Annotated in this window: 18 protein-coding genes; 15 read left to right on the forward strand and 3 right to left on the reverse strand. The window is 63.0% G+C overall.

What is annotated here, in order from left to right; translation table 11 throughout:
- The first annotated feature begins 5 nt into the window (after nt 1–5).
- The 10 genes from JM946_RS26625 to JM946_RS26670 all read left to right on the forward strand — a co-directional run bounded on the left by JM946_RS26625 (nt 6) and on the right by JM946_RS26670 (nt 10,319).
- Nucleotides 6–572 (forward strand): PilZ domain-containing protein, encoded by a 567-nt coding sequence (locus tag JM946_RS26625; RefSeq protein WP_203170482.1) that lies wholly within the window; start codon nt 6–8, stop codon nt 570–572.
- A gap of 313 nt (nt 573–885) precedes the next feature.
- The gene (locus JM946_RS26630; RefSeq protein ID WP_203170484.1) at nt 886–2,391 is read left to right on the forward strand and encodes a sigma-54 interaction domain-containing protein; all 1,506 of its coding nucleotides are present in this window, start codon (nt 886–888) and stop codon (nt 2,389–2,391) included.
- Between the two features lie 190 nt (nt 2,392–2,581).
- Nucleotides 2,582–3,718 carry a sigma-54 interaction domain-containing protein gene (locus JM946_RS26635; RefSeq protein ID WP_322110983.1) on the forward strand — a complete coding sequence of 379 codons (1,137 nt, stop codon included), beginning with the start codon at nt 2,582–2,584 and terminating at the stop codon, nt 3,716–3,718.
- Between the two features lie 11 nt (nt 3,719–3,729).
- The gene (gene fliE, locus JM946_RS26640; RefSeq protein WP_203170486.1) at nt 3,730–4,086 is read left to right on the forward strand and encodes a flagellar hook-basal body complex protein FliE; all 357 of its coding nucleotides are present in this window, start codon (nt 3,730–3,732) and stop codon (nt 4,084–4,086) included.
- Between the two features lie 74 nt (nt 4,087–4,160).
- Nucleotides 4,161–5,879 (forward strand): flagellar basal-body MS-ring/collar protein FliF, encoded by a 1,719-nt coding sequence (gene fliF, locus JM946_RS26645; protein WP_203170488.1) that lies wholly within the window; start codon nt 4,161–4,163, stop codon nt 5,877–5,879.
- The gene (gene fliG, locus JM946_RS26650) at nt 5,872–6,888 is read left to right on the forward strand and encodes a flagellar motor switch protein FliG (RefSeq protein ID WP_203170490.1); all 1,017 of its coding nucleotides are present in this window, start codon (nt 5,872–5,874) and stop codon (nt 6,886–6,888) included. Before fliF ends, fliG begins: the two co-directional genes overlap by 8 nt.
- Nucleotides 6,885–7,586 (forward strand): flagellar assembly protein FliH, encoded by a 702-nt coding sequence (locus JM946_RS26655; RefSeq protein WP_203170492.1) that lies wholly within the window; start codon nt 6,885–6,887, stop codon nt 7,584–7,586. The genes fliG and JM946_RS26655 overlap by 4 nt, the downstream gene beginning before the upstream one ends.
- Nucleotides 7,583–8,941, forward strand: coding sequence for a flagellar protein export ATPase FliI (gene fliI / locus JM946_RS26660; protein WP_322110984.1), 1,359 nt, complete (start codon nt 7,583–7,585; stop codon nt 8,939–8,941). The genes JM946_RS26655 and fliI overlap by 4 nt, the downstream gene beginning before the upstream one ends.
- 5 nt (nt 8,942–8,946) lie before the next feature.
- Complete coding sequence (gene fliJ, locus JM946_RS26665; protein WP_203170493.1) at nt 8,947–9,384, forward strand: flagellar export protein FliJ; 438 nt, start codon at nt 8,947–8,949, stop codon at nt 9,382–9,384.
- A 44-nt stretch (nt 9,385–9,428) separates the two neighbouring features.
- Nucleotides 9,429–10,319 carry a flagellar hook-length control protein FliK gene (locus tag JM946_RS26670; RefSeq protein ID WP_203170494.1) on the forward strand — a complete coding sequence of 297 codons (891 nt, stop codon included), beginning with the start codon at nt 9,429–9,431 and terminating at the stop codon, nt 10,317–10,319.
- 4 nt (nt 10,320–10,323) lie between these two features.
- Here JM946_RS26670 and JM946_RS26675 read toward each other — a convergent pair whose 3' ends face one another.
- The 3 genes from JM946_RS26675 to JM946_RS26685 all read right to left on the reverse strand — a co-directional run bounded on the left by JM946_RS26675 (nt 10,324) and on the right by JM946_RS26685 (nt 12,941).
- A complete protein-coding gene (locus tag JM946_RS26675; RefSeq protein WP_203170495.1) occupies nt 10,324–11,091 on the reverse strand; it encodes a hypothetical protein in 768 nt (255 codons plus the stop codon).
- Nucleotides 11,092–11,237: 146 nt separating this feature from the next.
- On the reverse strand, nt 11,238–12,083 hold the full coding sequence (locus tag JM946_RS26680; RefSeq protein ID WP_203170496.1) for an alpha/beta fold hydrolase: 846 nt from the start codon (nt 12,081–12,083) through the stop codon (nt 11,238–11,240).
- 117 nt (nt 12,084–12,200) lie between these two features.
- On the reverse strand, nt 12,201–12,941 hold the full coding sequence (locus JM946_RS26685; protein ID WP_203170497.1) for a helix-turn-helix domain-containing protein: 741 nt from the start codon (nt 12,939–12,941) through the stop codon (nt 12,201–12,203).
- Between the two features lie 126 nt (nt 12,942–13,067).
- Between JM946_RS26685 and JM946_RS26690 the strand changes: the two genes are divergently transcribed.
- The 5 genes from JM946_RS26690 (at nt 13,068) to JM946_RS26710 (ending at nt 18,057) form a co-directional block, all read left to right on the forward strand.
- Nucleotides 13,068–14,528 carry an FAD-binding oxidoreductase gene (locus JM946_RS26690; protein WP_203170498.1) on the forward strand — a complete coding sequence of 487 codons (1,461 nt, stop codon included), beginning with the start codon at nt 13,068–13,070 and terminating at the stop codon, nt 14,526–14,528.
- 80 nt (nt 14,529–14,608) lie between these two features.
- Nucleotides 14,609–15,205 (forward strand): 2-hydroxychromene-2-carboxylate isomerase, encoded by a 597-nt coding sequence (locus tag JM946_RS26695; protein WP_203170500.1) that lies wholly within the window; start codon nt 14,609–14,611, stop codon nt 15,203–15,205.
- 140 nt (nt 15,206–15,345) lie between these two features.
- The gene (locus JM946_RS26700) at nt 15,346–16,989 is read left to right on the forward strand and encodes a family 43 glycosylhydrolase (RefSeq protein ID WP_203170501.1); all 1,644 of its coding nucleotides are present in this window, start codon (nt 15,346–15,348) and stop codon (nt 16,987–16,989) included.
- A gap of 153 nt (nt 16,990–17,142) precedes the next feature.
- Nucleotides 17,143–17,523, forward strand: coding sequence for a fluoride efflux transporter CrcB (crcB, locus tag JM946_RS26705; protein ID WP_203170503.1), 381 nt, complete (start codon nt 17,143–17,145; stop codon nt 17,521–17,523).
- 12 nt (nt 17,524–17,535) lie between these two features.
- A complete protein-coding gene (locus tag JM946_RS26710; RefSeq protein WP_203170505.1) occupies nt 17,536–18,057 on the forward strand; it encodes a GNAT family N-acetyltransferase in 522 nt (173 codons plus the stop codon).
- Nucleotides 18,058–18,168: the final 111 nt, after the last annotated feature.

Consider the following 18,168-nt stretch of genomic DNA (forward strand, 5'->3'; position numbering starts at 1 on the left):
CTGCTATGTATGAAGGACTAGACACAGTCATTCTGTACGAAGAGCTGGCCTACGAAGACGTGTTGCCGGCGGCATGGAGGCCATTGCCCGAACCTTTCGATCCCGCCATGGTGGGCAGCTTCGCCGATCGCAACCTGCGCGTGCTGCAGGCGGTCGCCGCGCTCGACGAGCATGGCCAGATCGAAAAGCCGGACGAGAACGCGCCGCACGCCGCGGATATCCTGCGACTCGAAATGAAAATGAACCTGCTGCTCGACATGGTGGGCGCGCTGCTGATCGCCAGCCGGCCGCGTCCCAAGCCGGTGGCGGTGCGCTTCAACGCCTTGGGTGGCGTGTTCCAGGGCAACGCGCCGTTCCCGCCGCTCGGCAATCAAGGTGTGTTCGAAGTGTTCCTGCGCGACTGCGTGGCCGAGCCCTTGCGTCTGTTCGGTCGCATCGCTTCGGTGAGCCCCGACGGTAAGGTCAAGGTGCGCTTCGTGCCTCCGGGTGAACATATTTCCGATCTGCTCGAGAAGCTCGCCTTCCGCAAACACCGCCGTCAGGTCGCCGGTGTGCGGCAACCCAAGAAGTAAAACGCCGCCGCTTTGTTGAGTTCGCAAGGGCGCGCGCTCGAGATCGATGTGACGTAAGTCGCATGCGATTTGCGCACGCCAGAGATTCGTCATCACCACGGTGCCGCGTTGACCCGATGAAAGTGCGCGCAAGTGCACATTTCTCTGCGGTTGCCACCTTGGTTTACTCAGCCGAACCCTGAGCACACCGCCAAATTTCTGGCAGCAGTTCACGCGCGCGAGGCGTTCAGGGAGAGCCTGATAGAGCAGGCCGTCGCTACGCACAAAATGCCTGGCATACACAAACTTCCGCGTTCGGCGCGAGGCGTAGTTGATGAATTTGAACGATACCCAGGCGAGAAGCCTGACCATCCAGCAAGCCGTCGTGTACGACAGCGACCCTGGGCGGGCGGAAAAGGTTGCGGAAGTATTACGTGAACTGAGTCTCGAACCGCTGCTGATCGATCACTGCGCGTTGATGCGCGCCGTGATCCAGACTCCGAACAATCCTCCGGCGCTGCTGGTCGGCGATGTCGCCGACTGTGACTGGGTCGAACTCGGCGCCGCTCTGCGCGAGCAACTCAGCGACATCCCAGTAGTGGCTTATGGTTCATCGGCGGTGGCGGATCAGTTGATCGCCGCGGTCGGTGCGCGTGTGCGCCGTCTCACATTTCCGTTCAAGCGGAGCGTGCTCGGCACTGCCTTGCGCATCCCGGCGCAGGCTGCGCTCGCCGAAGTCGGCGAAGTTGCCATGCCAACGGGCAGCTCGGCGGCCATTCGCGATGTGACGCGCCTGATTCGCCAGGTGGCCGCGCACGATTCGAGCGTGTTGATCCTGGGCGAGTCGGGCACGGGCAAGGAACTCGCGGCTCGCGCCGTTCACGAGGCAAGCCCGCGTCGGCAGCGTCCGTTCGTCGCCATCAACTGCGGCGCCATTCCGGCGGAGTTGCTGGAGAGCGAGCTGTTCGGCCACGAGAAGGGCTCCTTCACCGGCGCCATCGCGGCTCGCAAGGGTCGTTTCGAAATCGCCGAGGGTGGCACCCTGTTCCTGGACGAGATCGGCGACATGAGCCTGCCGATGCAAGTGAAGCTGTTACGCGTCCTGCAGGAGCGCGTGTTCGAGCGTGTCGGCAATCACGCGCCGATCCGATGCAACGTGCGCATCATCGCCGCCACTCACCGCAATCTCGAGGAGGCCATCGCCAAGGGCAACTTCCGCGAGGACCTGTTCTATCGCTTGAATGTGTTCCCCATCGAGATGCCGTCGCTGCGGACTCGCATCGAGGACTTGCCGATGCTGGTGCGCGACTTCTCCGACCGCAACGTCGCCGAAGGTCGCAGCAGGGTGGAACTCACGTCGCGCGCGTTGAAGGTGCTCAGGCACTATCCATGGCCGGGCAACGTGCGCGAGCTCGGCAACTTGATCGAGCGCCTGTCCATTCTGTGTCCGAATCGCCTGGTCGACGTGGCGGATCTGCCGCTCAAGTACCGCCCGGCCGAGCTGCTGGCCGAGCTGGATCTGAGTGCGGATCTGCAGTTGCCGGTCGAGACGCTCGAGTCCGAGCTGGAAGCGGAAGAGGCGGTCGACGAAGAGCGTGAGGTCATGGCCATGCTGGCGCAAAGCGAGTTGACCGATGCCGTCGTGCAACTGCCGCCGGATGGCATCGACCTGCGCGATCATCTGTTCACCATTGAGCGCGATCTCATTCAACAAGCCTTGAGCCGGGCCGGCGGCACCGTCGCGCACGCCGCGCGTCTATTGAAGCTGCGTCGTACCACGCTGGTGGAGAAGCTGCGCAAGTTCCACATGCTCAACGAAGCGGCCGCGACGGAACTTTGACGGACGCGGTCGGCGCCCCGATTCCACTGCGGGGCGCATATCAGGGCAACCCTCAGCGCGAAGGTCATGCTTGCCGCGGCAAAGCCTTGCCGGTGTGATGGGCTCCACAGGATTCACTGGCAAAACCCCGCCACTGCTGCGCTGGAACAGAACTTGCTCCCTCTGTAGCGGCAAACAGAGATTCCACGTAATGAGCGCAGTGTCACACATAGAGTTCGATGACCAGAGCGTCGAGGCAGAAGCCAACGACGCCGCCTCGATGGCGGAGCAGCGCGCATTGCTCTCGTCCTCTGACGACATGGTGGCGATTGCTGATACGTCGCGCCGCCTTGCGGACCTCGCGCGTCGCGTGGCCGCCAGCGACTGCACTGTGCTGATCTCGGGCGAGTCGGGCACCGGCAAAGAAGTACTGGCACGCTTCATCCATCGTCACTCGCCCCGCGCCAATCGCGCCTTCGTGGCTGTGAACTGCGCGGCGATCCCGGAGAACATGCTCGAAGCCATTCTGTTCGGCTACGAGAAGGGCTCCTTCACCGGCGCGCACGCCAGCCACGCCGGCAAGTTCGAACAGGCGCAGGGCGGCACGCTGTTGCTCGACGAGGTGACCGAGATGCCGCTGGGCTTGCAAGCCAAGCTGTTGCGTGTGCTGCAGGAACGCGAAGTGGAGCGGCTCGGCGGACGCACTTCGATCTCGTTGGACGTGCGTGTGCTCGCGACCACGAATCGTAACCTGCGTACCGAAGTGGCCGCAGGTCGCTTTCGTGAAGATCTTTACTATCGTTTGAACGTGTTCCCTTTGCAGACCTCGCCGCTGCGCGACCGTCGTGACGATGTGCTGCCGCTCGCGATGCGTTTGCTGACGGCTCGTTGCCGGGCGGGCGAGCGCATTCCGGCGCTCAGCGCCGACGCAGCTCACATGCTGTTGTTGTATCCGTGGCCGGGCAACGTGCGTGAGCTCGACAACGTCATGCAGCGTGCATTGATTCTCGCCAACGGCGCGGTGATTCAACCCGAGCACATCCATCTCGAGATCGAAGGCCTGGAAGCGCTGCCGGCCGCGTTGGCCGCAGCCAGCCAGACTGTGCGCGATTTCGTCGCCGCGCCTCAGCGACCGACGACTCAGGAAGGCGTGCGTAAGAGCAGCACGGCCGAAGGCGGTCTCTCCGATTCGCTGTCGAGCGCCGAGCGCGATTTGATTCTGGACGCGCTGCGCTCCGACGGTGGCAACCGCCAGGCGGCGGCTAGACGCTTGGGCATCAGCCCGCGCACGCTTCGTTACAAGTTGCAGCGCCTGCGCGAGGCGGGCTTCGTGGTTCCGGCCGCTTGAGGTAAGCACTCATGTCTTCTTCATTACAGATCGACGCCGTGCTTTCGCAGATCCGCGCCATGCAGTCGCAGATCAAGGGCGTGGGCGCTCCGCAGAACGATGTCGCCAAGGTGGCCGGCGTTGAAAACGCCGTGCAGGCGCCGACCAACTCCTTCGCCAATGTTTTGAAACAGGGTCTGGATTCGGTCAGTCAGCAGCAGGCGCGCGCTTCGGACCTGGCCACCAAGTTCGAGCAGGGCGTGCCCGGCGTCGAACTGTCGCAAGTGATGCTGGAAATGCAGAAGGCCAGTGTGTCCTTCCGCGCGGTCGCCGAAGTGCGCAATCGCTTCGTGAACGCGTACCAGGAAATCATGAACATGCCCATCTAGTGATTGGTGGCTAGTGGCGAAGAGATTAGAGATCAGCAGGTATATGGGTGGCGATAGGTGGGTTGGAGTGAAGCATGAGCGCTGAAGCATCTGCATTGCCGTTGCCGTCGAACGGGCAGCAGCCGGCTGCTTCGCAGCCGCCGGCGCAGGCTCAGTCGCAGCCACAGCGCCCGACGCTCATTCCGCCGGGCTTGAAGCCGCTGGCGACGCTCATCGGCATCGCGGCTGCGGTGGCCGCCGGCGTGGGCATCGTGTTGTGGTCCAAGGAGCCGACCTACAGCTTGTTGTATGGCAACCTCGGTCAGCAGGACGCTGCGCAGATTGCGCAGGCGTTGGACACGAACGGCATTCCATACAAACTCGAAGGGAGCGGTGCGATCACCGTGCCGGCCGATCGCGTGCACGATGCGCGTCTGAAGCTTGCGGGCCAGGGCTTGCCCGAAGGCGACGGCGGCTTCTCGGTGATGTCCAAGGATCCGGGCTTCGGCGTCAGCCAGTTCATGGAAAGCGCGCGTTATCAGCACGCGCTGGAAACCGAGCTGGCCCGAACCATCACCAACCTGCAGGCTGTCGAGGGCGCTCGCGTGCATCTCGCGTTGCCTCGTCAGTCCGCGTTCGTGCGGGATCGTCGCAGGCCGAGCGCGTCCGTGTTCCTGCAGATGAAGCCGGGCCGTCGACTCGAGTCCGAACAGGTCACCGCCATCGTCAATCTGGTGGCCTCGAGCATCCCCGAGCTGGAGTCGCAGCAGGTCACGGTGGTCGACCAGCAGGGCCGTCTGTTGTCTTCTCCGGATGGCAATAGCGAAATGGCCGAGCGCGAGAAGCAAATGGAAATTGCGCGCGACCTGGAAGATCGATATACGCAGCGCGTTCAGCAGTTGCTGGCTCCGTTGGTCGGCGGTGACCGTGTGCGTGCGCAGGTGGTGGCGGACGTCGAGATGTCCACCACCGAAGAGGCGCGCGAACAGTATCGTCCTGAAAGCGGAATCGTTCGCAGCGAACAAACTTCTGAAGAAACCAGTCGCAACGGCGCCGGTCCGCAGGGAGTGCCGGGGGCATTGACCAATCAGCCGCCGCAGCCCGGCGTGGCGTTGCCGGCGGGCGCGCCTGCGCAGGGTCAAGCTGCGAATGCCGCCAATCCGAATGGCGCGGCTGTGGTCGCGCCGCCGGATAACACCTCCAAGCAATCGACGCGCAACTACGAGATCGACCGCACGGTGGCGTACACCAAGATGCCGGCCGGCCGGCTCAAGCGCCTCACCGTGGCGGTGCTGGTGGACAACCTGCGCACGACTGCCGAAGACGGAACGGTGACGGAAACATCGCTGACCGCCGAGCAAATCGAGAACATGACTCGCCTGGTGAAAGACGCGATCGGTTACAACGAAGCGCGCGGGGACAGCGTCAGCGTGGTGAACGCATCGTTCCGCGGCCAGACCAAGCCGGAAGACATCGTGGTCGACAAGGTTCCGCTATGGGAACAGCCGCTGATTCGCGACATCGCCAAACTGGTGGTGGGCTTGATCGCGCTGCTGGTGCTGGTGCTGGCGGTGTTGCGTCCGCTGATCCGAGGTTTGATCGGTGTGCCGCCCAAGCAGGAAAAGACCCCGGCCCAGATTCAGACGGTGCATGCGATGCCAATGACAGCGGCCGCCGCGGCACTGCCGCTGGCCGATGGATCGCCGGCACCGCTCGACTATGACGGACAGATCGCAGCAGCCCGCGCCCTGGTATCGCAAGATCCTGCGCGCGTGGCGCAGTTGGTGAAGACCTGGGTTGGCGACGATGAGTAGGGAAAAATCCGAAACCAAGCGGAACGGCACCGAGCGTGCCGCCATTCTGTTGCTGTCGCTCGGCGAGGCCGAGGCGACCGAAGTCATGAAGCACATGGGCGCCAAGGACGTGCAGCGTATCGGCGCCGCCATGACCCAGCTGCAGAACATCTCGCGCCAGGAGGTGCAGGCTGTGCTCGGTGAATTCACCAGCGAGCTGGAGGAAAAGACCGCGCTTGGCATCGGCGTGGACGATTATCTGCGCAAGGTGTTGATCGGCGCGCTCGGCGAGGACAAAGCCGGCGGCGTGATCGATCGCATCCTGTTCGGTCGTTCCAGCAAGGGCCTCGAGGCGTTGAAGTGGATGGACTCGCGCGCGGTCGCCGAGCTGATCCGGCAGGAACATCCGCAGATCATTTCCATCGTGCTCGCGTACCTCGATGCCGATCAGTCGGCGGAAATCCTGCAGCAGTTCCCGGAATGGCTGCGGGCCGACGTCATCATGCGCATCGCGACCCTGGACGGCATTCAGCCGACCGCTTTGCATGAGCTCGACGAAGTGATCGAGAAACAATTCGCCGGCAAGACCGGCGCGCTCAAGACCTCCATCATCGGCGGCGTGAAGACCGCGGCGCAGATCATGAACTTCCTGGACTCCAGCCAGGAAACCACGCTGATCGAGAACATCCGCAAGGTGGACGACGCGCTCGGCGGCAAGATCCAGGACCTGATGTTCGTGTTCGGCGATCTGGTGGAGATCGACGATCGCGGCATGCAGGAAGTGCTGCGCGCGGTCCCCGGCGAGAAGTTGCTGCTGGCCATGAAGGGCGCCGACGACGAGCTCAAGCAGAAGATCTTCAGGAACATGTCGCAGCGTGCCGCCGAAATGCTCAAGGACGACCTGGAGTCGCGCGGTCCGGTGCGGCTGTCCGAAGTGGAGGCCGCGCAGAAAGAAATTCTGTTGCAGGTTCGCAAGATGGCCGAAGCCGGCACCGTCCAGCTCGGCGGCAAGGGTGAAGAGTTCGTATGACGACTGCGGCGCGTTACGAATTGCCGAGCATCAGCGGCCTGGCCGTGCAGGGACGCCGCGCCGGCAAGACCGTGCAGGAGCTGGAAGATCTGGAGCAACGCACCTACGACGAGGCGTTCGCCAAGGGGATGGCCGAAGGTCGCGCCCAAGGGCTTGCAGCCATCGAGCGCGAGATGCGGCCGCAGCTGCAACAGTTGCAGGCGCATGTGGAACGCCTCGACGCCGTCGTCAGTTCGCTCGCGCGTCCGCTGCAGGAGCTCGATCCCGAAGTCGAAGCTCAGCTGTTGCAGCTGGCATTGACCATCGGTCGTCACCTGGTTCGTCGCGAGCTGCGTATCGATCCGTCGCAGGTGATCGCGATCATTCGTGAGACGGTCGCGCTGCTGCCGGCGTCGGCTCGCGACGTGCGCGTTCATTTGCATCCTGAAGACGCCGCGGTGGTTCGCGAAAAACTCGCGACTCCTAGCGGCGAACGAGTTTGGACGATTGCGGAAGACCCGGTGATGGGCCGGGGCGGATGTCGCGTAACGACCGACACCGCGCAAATCGACGCGCGTTTGGAAACTCGCATTGGTAGCGTCATCAGCGCATTGCTGGGCGATGAGCGCGTGACCTCGGTTCGCGGCGACGACGCGGCGAGCGCGGAGAGTGCATCCGCCGATTTGCTCGCCAGCGATCCGGACGCGGGCACCGTATGAACGCACCCGTCCTGCAATTGAAGCGCGGCCCGAACTGGGCCAGGCAGCTGAATCGAGCGGTCCGCATGGTCGAGCGGCTCGAACCGCCGCCGGTCGAGGGTGTGCTGACTCGCATGATCGGCTTGACGCTGGAAGCGGCTGGTTGTCAGGCTGCGATCGGCGATCGTTGCGACGTGCTCGGCACCAACGGTCATAGCGTGGAAGCCGAGGTTGTAGGATTCTCCGGCGATCGTTTGTATCTGATGCCGACCGGCGATATCCACGGTCTCAAACCGAACGCGCGTGTCGTTCCTCGCACCGGCGCCGGCACGGCGGTCGTCGGTCCGCAGCTCATGGGACGCATCATCGACGGCGCCGGCAATCCGCTCGACGGCATGGGGCCGCTCAACTGTGACGATCGCATTCGCATGGTTGGCGCGCCCATCAATCCACTGACGCGCAAGCCCATCGAGGCGCCGCTCGACGTGGGCGTGCGCGCCATCAACGCATTGCTGACGGTTGGCCGTGGTCAACGTATCGGTTTGTTCGCCGGCAGCGGCGTGGGTAAAAGCGTTCTGCTCGGCATGATGGCTCGTTATACGACGGCCGACGTGATCGTCGTGGGTTTGATCGGCGAGCGTGGTCGCGAAGTGAAAGAATTCGTCGAGCGCATTCTCGGGCCCGAAGGCCTGGCGCGCTCCATCGTGGTCGCCTCGCCTGCGGACAATCCGCCGTTGATGCGTTTGCATGGCGCGTGGCGCGCGACTGCGATTGCCGAGTATTTCCGGGACCGAGGCAAGAACGTCCTGCTGATCATGGACTCGCTGACTCGTTTCGCTCAGGCGCAACGTGAGATCGGCCTGGCCATCGGTGAAGCGCCCGCGACCAAGGGCTATCCGCCGTCCGTGTTCGCCAAGTTGCCGCAGCTGGTGGAGCGCGCCGGTAATGGCGACAGCGGCTCGGGCTCGATCACTGCGTTCTACACCGTGCTCAGCGAAGGCGACGATCAGCAGGACCCGATCGCCGATTCGGCGCGCGCGATTCTCGACGGTCACATCGTGTTGACGCGCCGTTACGCCGAAGCCGGCCACTATCCGGCTATCGACATCGAAGCGTCCATCAGCCGCGTGATGCATGAGATCGTGCCGCAGGAACATGCGGCGATGGCGCGCCAGTTCAAACAGGCATTGTCGACCTATCAGCAGAACCGGGATCTGATCGCCATCGGCGCCTATAACAAAGGCAGCGATCCTCGCATCGACGCGGCCATCGCGGCGTGGCCCAGCATGCAGAAGTTCCTGCAGCAGAACGTGCATGAGTCCGTCGACTATCGTGCGAGTCTGGCCAGCTTGCAGGCGCTGGTCGGAGGCAGCTGAGTTAGATGACGCGCGCCAAACGCCTGGAACCAGTGCAACACATCGTCGAGGAGGCGCAGAAGCGGCTCGCGATGAGCGTGGCTGCGTTCGAAAAGCGCGTGCTGGAAGGCGAAGCGAAACTCGTCGAGCTGGAACGCTACAAGAGCGAGTACGAGCAAGGCTTCTCGCAGCGGGCAGGTCGCGGCATCGGCGTGGCGGAGCTGCGCGACTACCAGGCATTCCTCGCCAAGCTGGCCGAGGCGATTAAACAGCAGCAGGCGCTGGTGAATCGAGCCCGCGCCGAGCATCAAGGCGAGCGTGCGAAGTGGCAGGAAGCTCTGAAACGTTCCAAGGCGCTGGGCCACGTGGTCGAGCGCTGGCAGGCTGAAGAGCGCCATGTGAGCGACCGTCGCGAACAGCGCGACAGCGACGAGCGCGCCCAGCGCAAGACCAACCGACCCTGAATCCATTGACTATGACGCCCAGTGTTCCTTTCGCAGGTAGCTCCATGCCAGTAGCCAGCACTTCCACGCCCGCGTCCGCTGCTCCGGCTGCATCGTCGTCGGCTGCGCCGTCGAGCGTCGCCGTGGATTTCATGTCGATGCTCGGTCAGTTGGCCGGTGCTGCTGCGTCTGCCCCTGCGTCCACTGCCATGCAAGCGGGCGCTGGCTTAGCTGTTCTGAAAGAGGAAGAGCTCGAAAACGACCCGGAGTCGACCGACATGCTCGGCATGATGCCGTTGTCGCTACCCGTGATGCCGACCGAGGCACAGGCGAACGCGGCTGGCGCACAGAGCGCAACGTTGCTGGGAATCGCGGTGGGAGCTGGCAAGGCGCAGGGTCAAGCTGTCGCACCGGAAGCGCAGTTGCTGACCGATCTGATTCAGCCCGAGCAATTGTCGGGCGAGGGCAAGTTCGAAATCCCCGAGTTGCCCAAGACCAGCGAGAGTGCATCGCCTTTACGTCAGCCCGAGTTGACGCAGTCTCGACCTGTGCAGGTTCCTGTCGGCCACGCTCGGTGGGCCGAGGAGATCGGCTCTCGCATGACCATGATGGTGGAGCAGGGCAAGCACACAGCATCGCTGCGCCTATCGCCGGAGCATCTCGGCCCGTTGGAAGTGCGGATCACCATGAACGGCGATCAGGCGTCCGTGCAGTTCGGCGCTCAGCACGCCGATACGCGCAGCGCGATCCAGGATGCGCTGCCTCGACTCCGCGAAATGTTTGCATCGCAGGGCTTGTCGCTGGCGGATGCAAACGTTTCTCGCGAGCCGCCGCGTCAGCAGTCGGGCCAGCCGCAGCAAGCTTCGGCATCGTCGGCCGGCTTTGCTTCGGAAGAGGGCCCGACCGCAGTGTCGGCCGCACAGGTGCGACTCGGCCTGCTCGACGCCTACGCCTGACCGGTTAGAACTCGACTTCGAAATCCATCAACAGGCCCCAGTCCGCGGAGTCGGACGTGAGTCCGGCCGCGACGCCCAAACCGAACTGAAACGGAACGGGCGTCGCCGCGATTTCGAAGGCCGGGATCAGATACGCCTCGAGGTCGCCATCTTCACGGATGAAATTGCTGCCGAGCTGCACCGTGACGTTGCTTCCTTCAGGCCGGCGTTCGACGGCGACGTTGATCATCTGCTCCTCGAGGCCTTGCTGTTCCCGCCATTCGGCGCCGAATTCCACGTGCAGGCTCATCGGCTGGTTGGGGAACCGATAGGTCAGCGGTATGGAAACATCCACGCCCCACAAGTCGCTGGCGATGTCCGGTCGATCATGACCTGCCGGTAATGCGACGCCGACGCCGATGCTGGCAGCATGGCTCTCGCCCTCGGCCATCAGCCACTTGGCGCCCAGTTCGATATTGCGCGCGCCGTCGCTATCCTGATCGGGGCCATCGAGGCTTAGCCAGCGATAAGGCACTTCGATCTCCACCATCAGCCGGTCGGTGATCGCGTACTCGAGCTCCGCTTCCACGTCCTGTTGGCGCTGATCCGCATAGTCGAAGTGGCTGGGGACGATGTTCACTTCGAACTCGCCGGCCTCGATGATGTAGCCAGTGTTGATGCGCAACTGTTCGAGCTCTTCGGCTCGATTCGGTTCGGCGCGTAGGCCCGATGCGGCCGCCAACCCGGCAATCATTGCAGCCGTGTGCACGAGCCGAACCGACGCGATGTTCATGCCTGTTGTTATAAGAACGCGCGCTGGGTGCGCACATCGGCATGATACGGATGTCACCTGACGCCGCCCTGACGATTTCCCGAAGGCGGGCGTCCGTGGATGTACGGTGGGCCGCGGACTACAGTCCGCGACCCACCGTTGACGACTCATTCCTTGATGAACTGGAGCAGGTCGTTATTGAGCTGATCCTTGTGCGTGTCCGCCAGGCCGTGCGGCGCGCCCGGATACACGATCAGCCTGGAGTCCTTGACCAGCTTGGCCGAGGCCCGGCCGGCGGCGTCGATGGGCACGACCTGATCGTCGTCGCCATGCACGATCAGCGTCGGCACGTCGAAGCGCTTCAGGTCCTCGGTGAAGTCGGTGGCCGAGAACGCCGCGATCGAGTCGTACGTGTTCTTGTGGCCACCCTGCATGCCCTGCGCCCAGAACGACTGGATCAACCCCTGCGACACCTTGGCGCCCGGCCGGTTGAAACCGAAGAACGGTCCCGACGCGAGATCCAGGTACAGCTGCGAGCGGTTCGCAATGGACTGCTGACGCAGGCCATCGAACACTTCGATGGGCAGGCCGCCGGGATTCGCGGCGGTCTTGAGCATCAATGGCGGCACCGCGCTGATCAGCGCAGCCTTGCTGACGCGCTTGGTGCCATGACGCCCGATGTAACGGGCGACTTCGCCGCCACCGGTGGAGAAACCGACCAGCACTGCGTGATGCAGATCCAGGGTTTCGATGACGGTCGAGAGATCGTCTGCATACGTGTCCATCTCGTTGCCGTTCCACGGCTGGCTCGATCGACCGTGACCGCGCCGATCGTGCGCGACCACGCGATAGCCCTGCGAGGCGAGGAACAGCATCTGCGATTCCCAGCTGTCCGAGCTCAGCGGCCAGCCGTGACTGAACACGATCGGCTGTCCGCTGCCCCAGTCCTTGTAATAGAGCTGAGTACCGTCTTTGGCGGTGATGTAGCTGCCAGGGCGTGTCGAAGCGTTCATGTGCATTCCCTCATTCAGAAGTTGATTGGAGGCCGTTTTGGCTGGGAACCACTGTACGTTTCCTGACTGAAACCGCGGCGACGCAGAGTCCGAAAGACTTGATCGAGCGTATGGAGATCAGGCTCGCTTGCGTAAGCCGTCGTACATCGAGAACACCCATGGGCGCAACGCCAGCAGCAGGCCGATGCTGCGTTTTCCCTTGTCCCGCACCCCGGCGTCGAGCGCCGCCAGCTCGGCGAAATCTCGCGCCAGCCCTTCGAGCTTGCGCGTCAGGATCTTTGCCGACGCTTCCGACAACTCGGCGGAGGAGAAACCGATGAATTCGTTGCGGCCGGCAAAGTCCGACTGTAGAAACTCCCGCTTGACGCGCTGCTCGTAGAGCCGACGCACCGGCCCATCGCTTCGCCAGACGATCACATTCGAGGTGCGCAACCGGACTTTCATTTTCGGCTGGAGCTCGATCAAGCGGGCCGCGTCCAGCTTCACCAGCAGCCGCCGCAGGTCGCGCTCGCTCAGATCGAGCTCCTCGGCGATGGCTGCCGGTTTGTGACCGTTGATCAGCAGATGAAAGCATGCGAGCAGGCGTGAGTCTTCCGCGAGCACCTGCTCCTGCTCGACGCTCAACTCCTGTCCACCCGGTGTGGTTTGCTGGGCCGCCATCTTGGCGACCTCGACGATGCTCAGGCCCAACGCCGTGCAGATCTGCTCGAGGCGGGTCAGCGAAAATGTTTCTTCGGCGAAGATGCGCTTCACCGACGCCTCGCTCAAGCCCACCGCCTTGGCCAGATCGCGGTAGGTGGTGCCGCGCGCCTTCAGGCTGCGCTTCAGGACGGCAATGATCTGCGCGCATTCGCTCATCGGGACCTCATGCAGTTCGACGGGGTGCGCCACAGAGTATTGGATTTCGATACTTCTGCAAGCCGGGTTGCAGATCCCGGGGTCGGGCTCGCACGCTCGGTCAATACGAGCAGCGGAGGCGGGGGCATGAACGCGTTGGCGAAGGCATGTACGAGTGTCTCGCAGAAAGGCGGCGCACACGAAGTCTGCAACGACAAGCACTCTCATCTGAACCGGACGCGGGTACTGGGGCGCATCGTCCCCGGTACAGTCGAGGACGTTGTATCGGCAGTACATCGGGTGGAGGAGCGCGGCGAAAGCATGAGCATCGCCGGTTCGTGTCACGCCATGGGCGGGCAACAATTCGCACAAGATGCCTGGCTGCTCGACATGCGTTCGATGGACCAGGTGCTCGGTTTCGATCGTGAGCGCGGCATCATCCACGCGCAGGCCGGAATCACCTGGCCGGACCTGATGCGTCACTACGTCGTCGAGCAGCGCGACGGTGCGAGCGCCTGGGGAATCCGGCAGAAACAAACTGGCGCGGATCGGTTGACGCTCGGCGGAGCGGTCGCTGCAAACATCCACGGCCGCGGGCTCACCTATGCGCCTTTCGTCAACGACATCGAAGCGCTCGAAGTGGTGCTGGCCGACGGTTCCGTGGTCGAGTGCAGTCGCAGCCGCAATTACCAGCTGTTCCGCCTGATCGTGGGCGGCTATGGATTGTTCGGCGTCGTCACTTCGGTGAAGTTGCGTCTCGTGCCGCGTCAGAAGATGGAGCGCGTGGTGCAGCTGGCGCGCATGGAGTACATCATCGATGGCTTCGAAGAGCGCATTCGTGACGGTTATCTCTACGGTGATTTCCAGTTCTCGACCGCACCGGAGGATCGCGGTTTCCTGGTTCGCGGGATCTTCTCTTGCTATCGCCCTGTCGATCCGCAGACGCCGATTCCGCCGAACCAGATCCGCTTGCTGCCTGCCGACTGGCGCCGGCTACTGTATCTCGCTCATCGCAACAAGCAGCGGGCCTTCAACGAGTTCGCGACTTTTTACCTGCAGTCCTCGGGCCAGATCTATTGGAGCGACACTCACCAGTTGAGCATCTACCTGGATGATTACCACGGCCGCCTCGACGAAGCGTTGCAGCCGACGGTGCCGGGCTCGGAAATGATCACCGAGCTTTACGTGCCGCGCGACCGCCTGGCGGCGTTCATGCAGGATGTGCGCCGGGATTTCCTGCGGCATCGCGTGGACTTCATCTATGGCACGATTCGGCTGATCGAACCGGACAGCGAGACTGTGCTCGCCTGGGCGCGCCAGCGGTTCGCTTGCGTCATTTTCAATCTGCACGTCGATCACGATGCTCGCGGGCTGGCGAATTCCGCCGACACCTTTCGGCGGCTCATCGACATCGCCATTCATCACGGCGGCAGCTACTTCCTGACCTATCACCGCCACGCCACGCGTGAACAGGTGCAGGCTTGCTATCCAATGTTCGATGAGTTCCTCACGGCCAAGCGGCAGATCGATCCTCGGCAGGTGTTTCAGAGCGATTGGTATCGACACTACGCTGCGGAATTCGCTCCGGAGGCCGCCGGCCAACGCTGAGCGGCATTGCGGCACTCGACGCTTGTGGCTCGACGCTTTTGGGATTACGGTCGTAATGCCCGAAGCAACGAGAGCAAGCAATGCAGGTTGAGTTCTGGTTCGAGTTTGCCAGCACCTATTCATATCCCGCGGCCATGCGAATCCAGTCGTTGGCCGCGGCTCGCGGGGTCACGGTCGCATGGCGGTCGTTCCTGCTGGGCCCGATTTTCCAGCAGCAAGGCTGGAACGATTCGCCTTTCAATGTTTTTCCGGTGAAGGGACGCTACATGTGGCGCGACATGGAGCGCATCTGCGAAGGTCTCGATCTATCGTTGAGGAGGCCGACCAGGTTTCCACGTAATGGATTGCTCGCCGCGCGCGTTGTCTGCAGTCATGCGGACGAGCCTTGGATTCCTGATTTCGTTCGCGGCGTGTACAGCGCGAACTTCGCCGAGGACGCTGAGATTTCCGATCCGGCCGTCATATCGCGATGTTTGGAGACAGTGGGGCAGGACGCGGCCGCAATCCTGGCGGCCGCGCAAATGCCTGCATCGAAACAAAAACTCAAAGCGCAAACGGCGGAGGCGATGGAGCGCGGCATCTTCGGCGCGCCTTCTTTCCTGGTTGGCAGCGAATTGTTCTGGGGCAACGATCGACTCGAGCAGGCGCTGGACTGGGCCGCTCGGGCCGCGCGGTAATTTCGATTTCATTCGCAAGCCCCGGGTGGCGGCACGCCCGGTGCGCGTGCCGCTTGCATCGATGTAAATTGTCAGACAATATAAATCCCGTCGGCCGACACCGAAAGGACCCTCACTCCAAGTCACCACGGGAGATTCCAATGAAGGAATTGTCGCTGCACGGCCGGATATATTCTCCGCGCCTGGTTTGGTTGCTATTGCTGTTCGTCGGCGCGCTACTCCTGTTCAGTGCTCACTCCGAAGCGCAAGTCGCGCCGAGTCACGATCCATCGCGGGCGATTCGTAACGTCGACGGGCGCTATTGGATCTTCACCACTGGCGACGGCATCTGGGCGATGTCCTCGAGCAACGCCAACTTCACCGACTGGCGCGTCGAGCCCACGGTGTTCCCGGTGGGCTCCTGGCCCAGCTGGATCAACAACTATGTGACCGGCTTCAACGGATTCTTCTGGGCGCCGGATGTCATCAACGTCAATGGCCAATATCGTTTGTATTACTCGTGCGCGGGGCAGGGCGCACCGGCGGCGATCGGACTGGCGACAGCGACCAATCTCGCCGGTCCGTGGACCGATCAAGGTCTGGTCGTGGCAGGAAACAATGCCATCGATCCCGCACCGCTGGTGGACGGTGGCAACCATTGGTTGACCTGGGGTAACTGGCAGACCGGCATCGATCTGCTGCAGCTCAATCCCGCCAATGGCAAACCGCTCAATTCCAGTCGCTGGGATCTGGTGCCGGGCCAGGTCGAAGCGCCGTATCTGCACAAGAACGGCAGCTACTATTATCTGTTCTTCCAGCGCGGCCTGTGTTGTAACGGCGTCAACAGCACCTACTACACAGTGGTGGGTCGCTCGACCAGCATCACGGGGCCATATCTCGACAAGTCCGGTGCGAGCGTGATGAACGGCGGCGGCAGTATTTTCCTGCCGAACCGCGATGGCCGATACATCGGACCGGGTCACGTGGGCATCGGCGAAGGCAGGCTGACGTATCACTTCTACGATGGCAACGACAACGGCGCCCCCAAGCTGCGGGTGACCACGGTCAGCTTCAGCAACGGTTGGCCGGTCGCCGCCGGAGTGAATCTGCCGCCGCAAGGTGGGACGCTCGCCAACGGCACCTATCGATTGCGCAATCGTGCGAACGGCAAATATCTGGACAATCTCGGCGCGACGGCCGACGGCGCCGATGTAGCGCAATGGGCTTCGAGCAGCAGTCCGAATCAGCGCTGGGTGCTCACGACTTCCGGCGGATACTCCAGGCTGCGCGCGGTCACCGGCGGCAAATATCTGGACAGCTTGGATCGCACGGCGGACGGATCAGCCGTGGGGCAATGGGCCGATAGCCCCAGCTTCAATCAGCAATGGAGCCTGGTCTCGGTCGACTCGTTCTACAAGCTGGTCAACCGCGCCAACGGCAAGGCGCTGGATACCGGCGGCCAAACGGGCGATGGCGCGGTGATGCAGTTCTGGAACGACAACGTCAGCTTCAATCAGCAGTGGGCGTTCGAGTTTGTAAGCTCGTCGACGAGCTTGTCGGCCGCGAGCGCGATCAGCGATGCAGGCCATCCCGCGCAGCAGCTTGAGGTCACGCTGGCCAAACCCGCTTCGGGCACGGCGAGAGTCAGCATCGCTGACAAGTCTGGTCTGGTGTGGGCCGAGGAAACATTCCAAGGCGACCAGCACAACCTCAGCACGGCGGACATACCCGCGGGCCGATACTCGCTCAAAGTGATCGACGATCACGGCGTGGTCGAGGAGCGAACCATCCTCATCAAGCCGTAACCGGCGACTCGTCCTCGTGGCAGGCCGATCGCGCTGGCGCATCGGCCTGCCACCACTTCGTGATGCCCCGGCGTACGCAAACGCATAGAATTGCGCTTGCAACGGCGGCCTGACGCAGACAGGCCTGTGTGCCTGTGGCGGACGAGGTGAACTTTGAAATCGCTGCTTCTGGTCGCTCTCGGCGGTGCGCTCGGCTCGATGGCGCGCTTCAAGTTGTCGGGATGGGTGTTGCATCAGACGCCAGGCTGGCGATTTCCCGCCGGCACCCTGGCGGTCAACCTCATCGGCTGTTTGATCGCGGGCCTGCTGGCCGGGATGGCCGTGAAGCAGGACGTGTTGACGCCGGATGCGCGGCTGTTGTTGTTCACCGGCCTGTTAGGTGGATTCACCACGTTTTCGGCCTTCGGCCTGGAGACGCTGTTGCTGTTGAAGCGGGGCGAGGCGGGAGTGGCGATCGCGAACGTGGTCGTCAGTGTGGTCGCTGGCCTGCTGGTTGCATGGCTAGGCTATGAGATGACGGCTCAGACCGCCTGACGGGAATTTGCGATGAAATTCGTGGCTTGCACACTCGACGCGCATGGCGCGGCCATTCTCGACATTCTCAATGAACAGATTCGCACCTCGACGGCGGTGTACGAGTACGTGCCCCGCACGCCAGAGAGCATGGTGACGTGGTTCGGCGCCAAGCAGGCGAAGTCCTATCCCGTCATCGGTGTCGAGAACGAAGCTGGCGCATTGATGGGCTTCGCCAGTTACGGCGTGTTCCGCGAGCGCCCGGCCTATAAGTACACCGTCGAGCACTCGGTCTACGTCCATAAAGATCATCGCGGCAAGGGCCTGGGTGTCGCGCTCATGGAGCGACTGATCGAAGCCGCGCGAGCGCAGGAATTGCATGTGCTGGTCGGCGGGATCGATGCGACCAATCAAGTCAGCATCGCCATGCATGAGAAGCTGGGGTTCGTGCACGCGGGCACGATCCGCCAGGCCGGCTTCAAGTTCGGCACCTGGCTGGATCTGGCGTTCTATCAGCTGACGTTGCAGACGCCGTCACACCCGGTCGACGGCTGAAGCCTGCAGCAGCTGCGCGTCCAGGCTTTGACGCCGCCGGACGCGTAGTGCGCGGTGCTTGTGGAGCGCGTCACACTTGTTCGCGCCAAGATTCTGTCGCGGTTCGGCGAT

The sequence above is a fragment of the Steroidobacter gossypii genome (assembly GCF_016801985.1).
Lineage (GTDB): Bacteria > Pseudomonadota > Gammaproteobacteria > Steroidobacterales > Steroidobacteraceae > Steroidobacter > Steroidobacter gossypii.

Coding starts and splice junctions, on each gene's coding strand:
- JM946_RS26625 (WP_203170482.1), top strand. CDS start 6: ATGTATGAAGGACTAGACACAGTCATTCTGTACGAAGAGCTGGCCTAC.
- JM946_RS26630 (WP_203170484.1), top strand. CDS start 886: ATGAATTTGAACGATACCCAGGCGAGAAGCCTGACCATCCAGCAAGCC.
- JM946_RS26635 (WP_322110983.1), top strand. CDS start 2,582: ATGAGCGCAGTGTCACACATAGAGTTCGATGACCAGAGCGTCGAGGCA.
- fliE (WP_203170486.1), top strand. CDS start 3,730: ATGTCTTCTTCATTACAGATCGACGCCGTGCTTTCGCAGATCCGCGCC.
- fliF (WP_203170488.1), top strand. CDS start 4,161: ATGAGCGCTGAAGCATCTGCATTGCCGTTGCCGTCGAACGGGCAGCAG.
- fliG (WP_203170490.1), top strand. CDS start 5,872: ATGAGTAGGGAAAAATCCGAAACCAAGCGGAACGGCACCGAGCGTGCC.
- JM946_RS26655 (WP_203170492.1), top strand. CDS start 6,885: ATGACGACTGCGGCGCGTTACGAATTGCCGAGCATCAGCGGCCTGGCC.
- fliI (WP_322110984.1), top strand. CDS start 7,583: ATGAACGCACCCGTCCTGCAATTGAAGCGCGGCCCGAACTGGGCCAGG.
- fliJ (WP_203170493.1), top strand. CDS start 8,947: ATGACGCGCGCCAAACGCCTGGAACCAGTGCAACACATCGTCGAGGAG.
- JM946_RS26670 (WP_203170494.1), top strand. CDS start 9,429: ATGCCAGTAGCCAGCACTTCCACGCCCGCGTCCGCTGCTCCGGCTGCA.
- JM946_RS26675 (WP_203170495.1), bottom strand. CDS start 11,091: ATGAACATCGCGTCGGTTCGGCTCGTGCACACGGCTGCAATGATTGCC.
- JM946_RS26680 (WP_203170496.1), bottom strand. CDS start 12,083: ATGAACGCTTCGACACGCCCTGGCAGCTACATCACCGCCAAAGACGGT.
- JM946_RS26685 (WP_203170497.1), bottom strand. CDS start 12,941: ATGAGCGAATGCGCGCAGATCATTGCCGTCCTGAAGCGCAGCCTGAAG.
- JM946_RS26690 (WP_203170498.1), top strand. CDS start 13,068: ATGAACGCGTTGGCGAAGGCATGTACGAGTGTCTCGCAGAAAGGCGGC.
- JM946_RS26695 (WP_203170500.1), top strand. CDS start 14,609: ATGCAGGTTGAGTTCTGGTTCGAGTTTGCCAGCACCTATTCATATCCC.
- JM946_RS26700 (WP_203170501.1), top strand. CDS start 15,346: ATGAAGGAATTGTCGCTGCACGGCCGGATATATTCTCCGCGCCTGGTT.
- JM946_RS26710 (WP_203170505.1), top strand. CDS start 17,536: ATGAAATTCGTGGCTTGCACACTCGACGCGCATGGCGCGGCCATTCTC.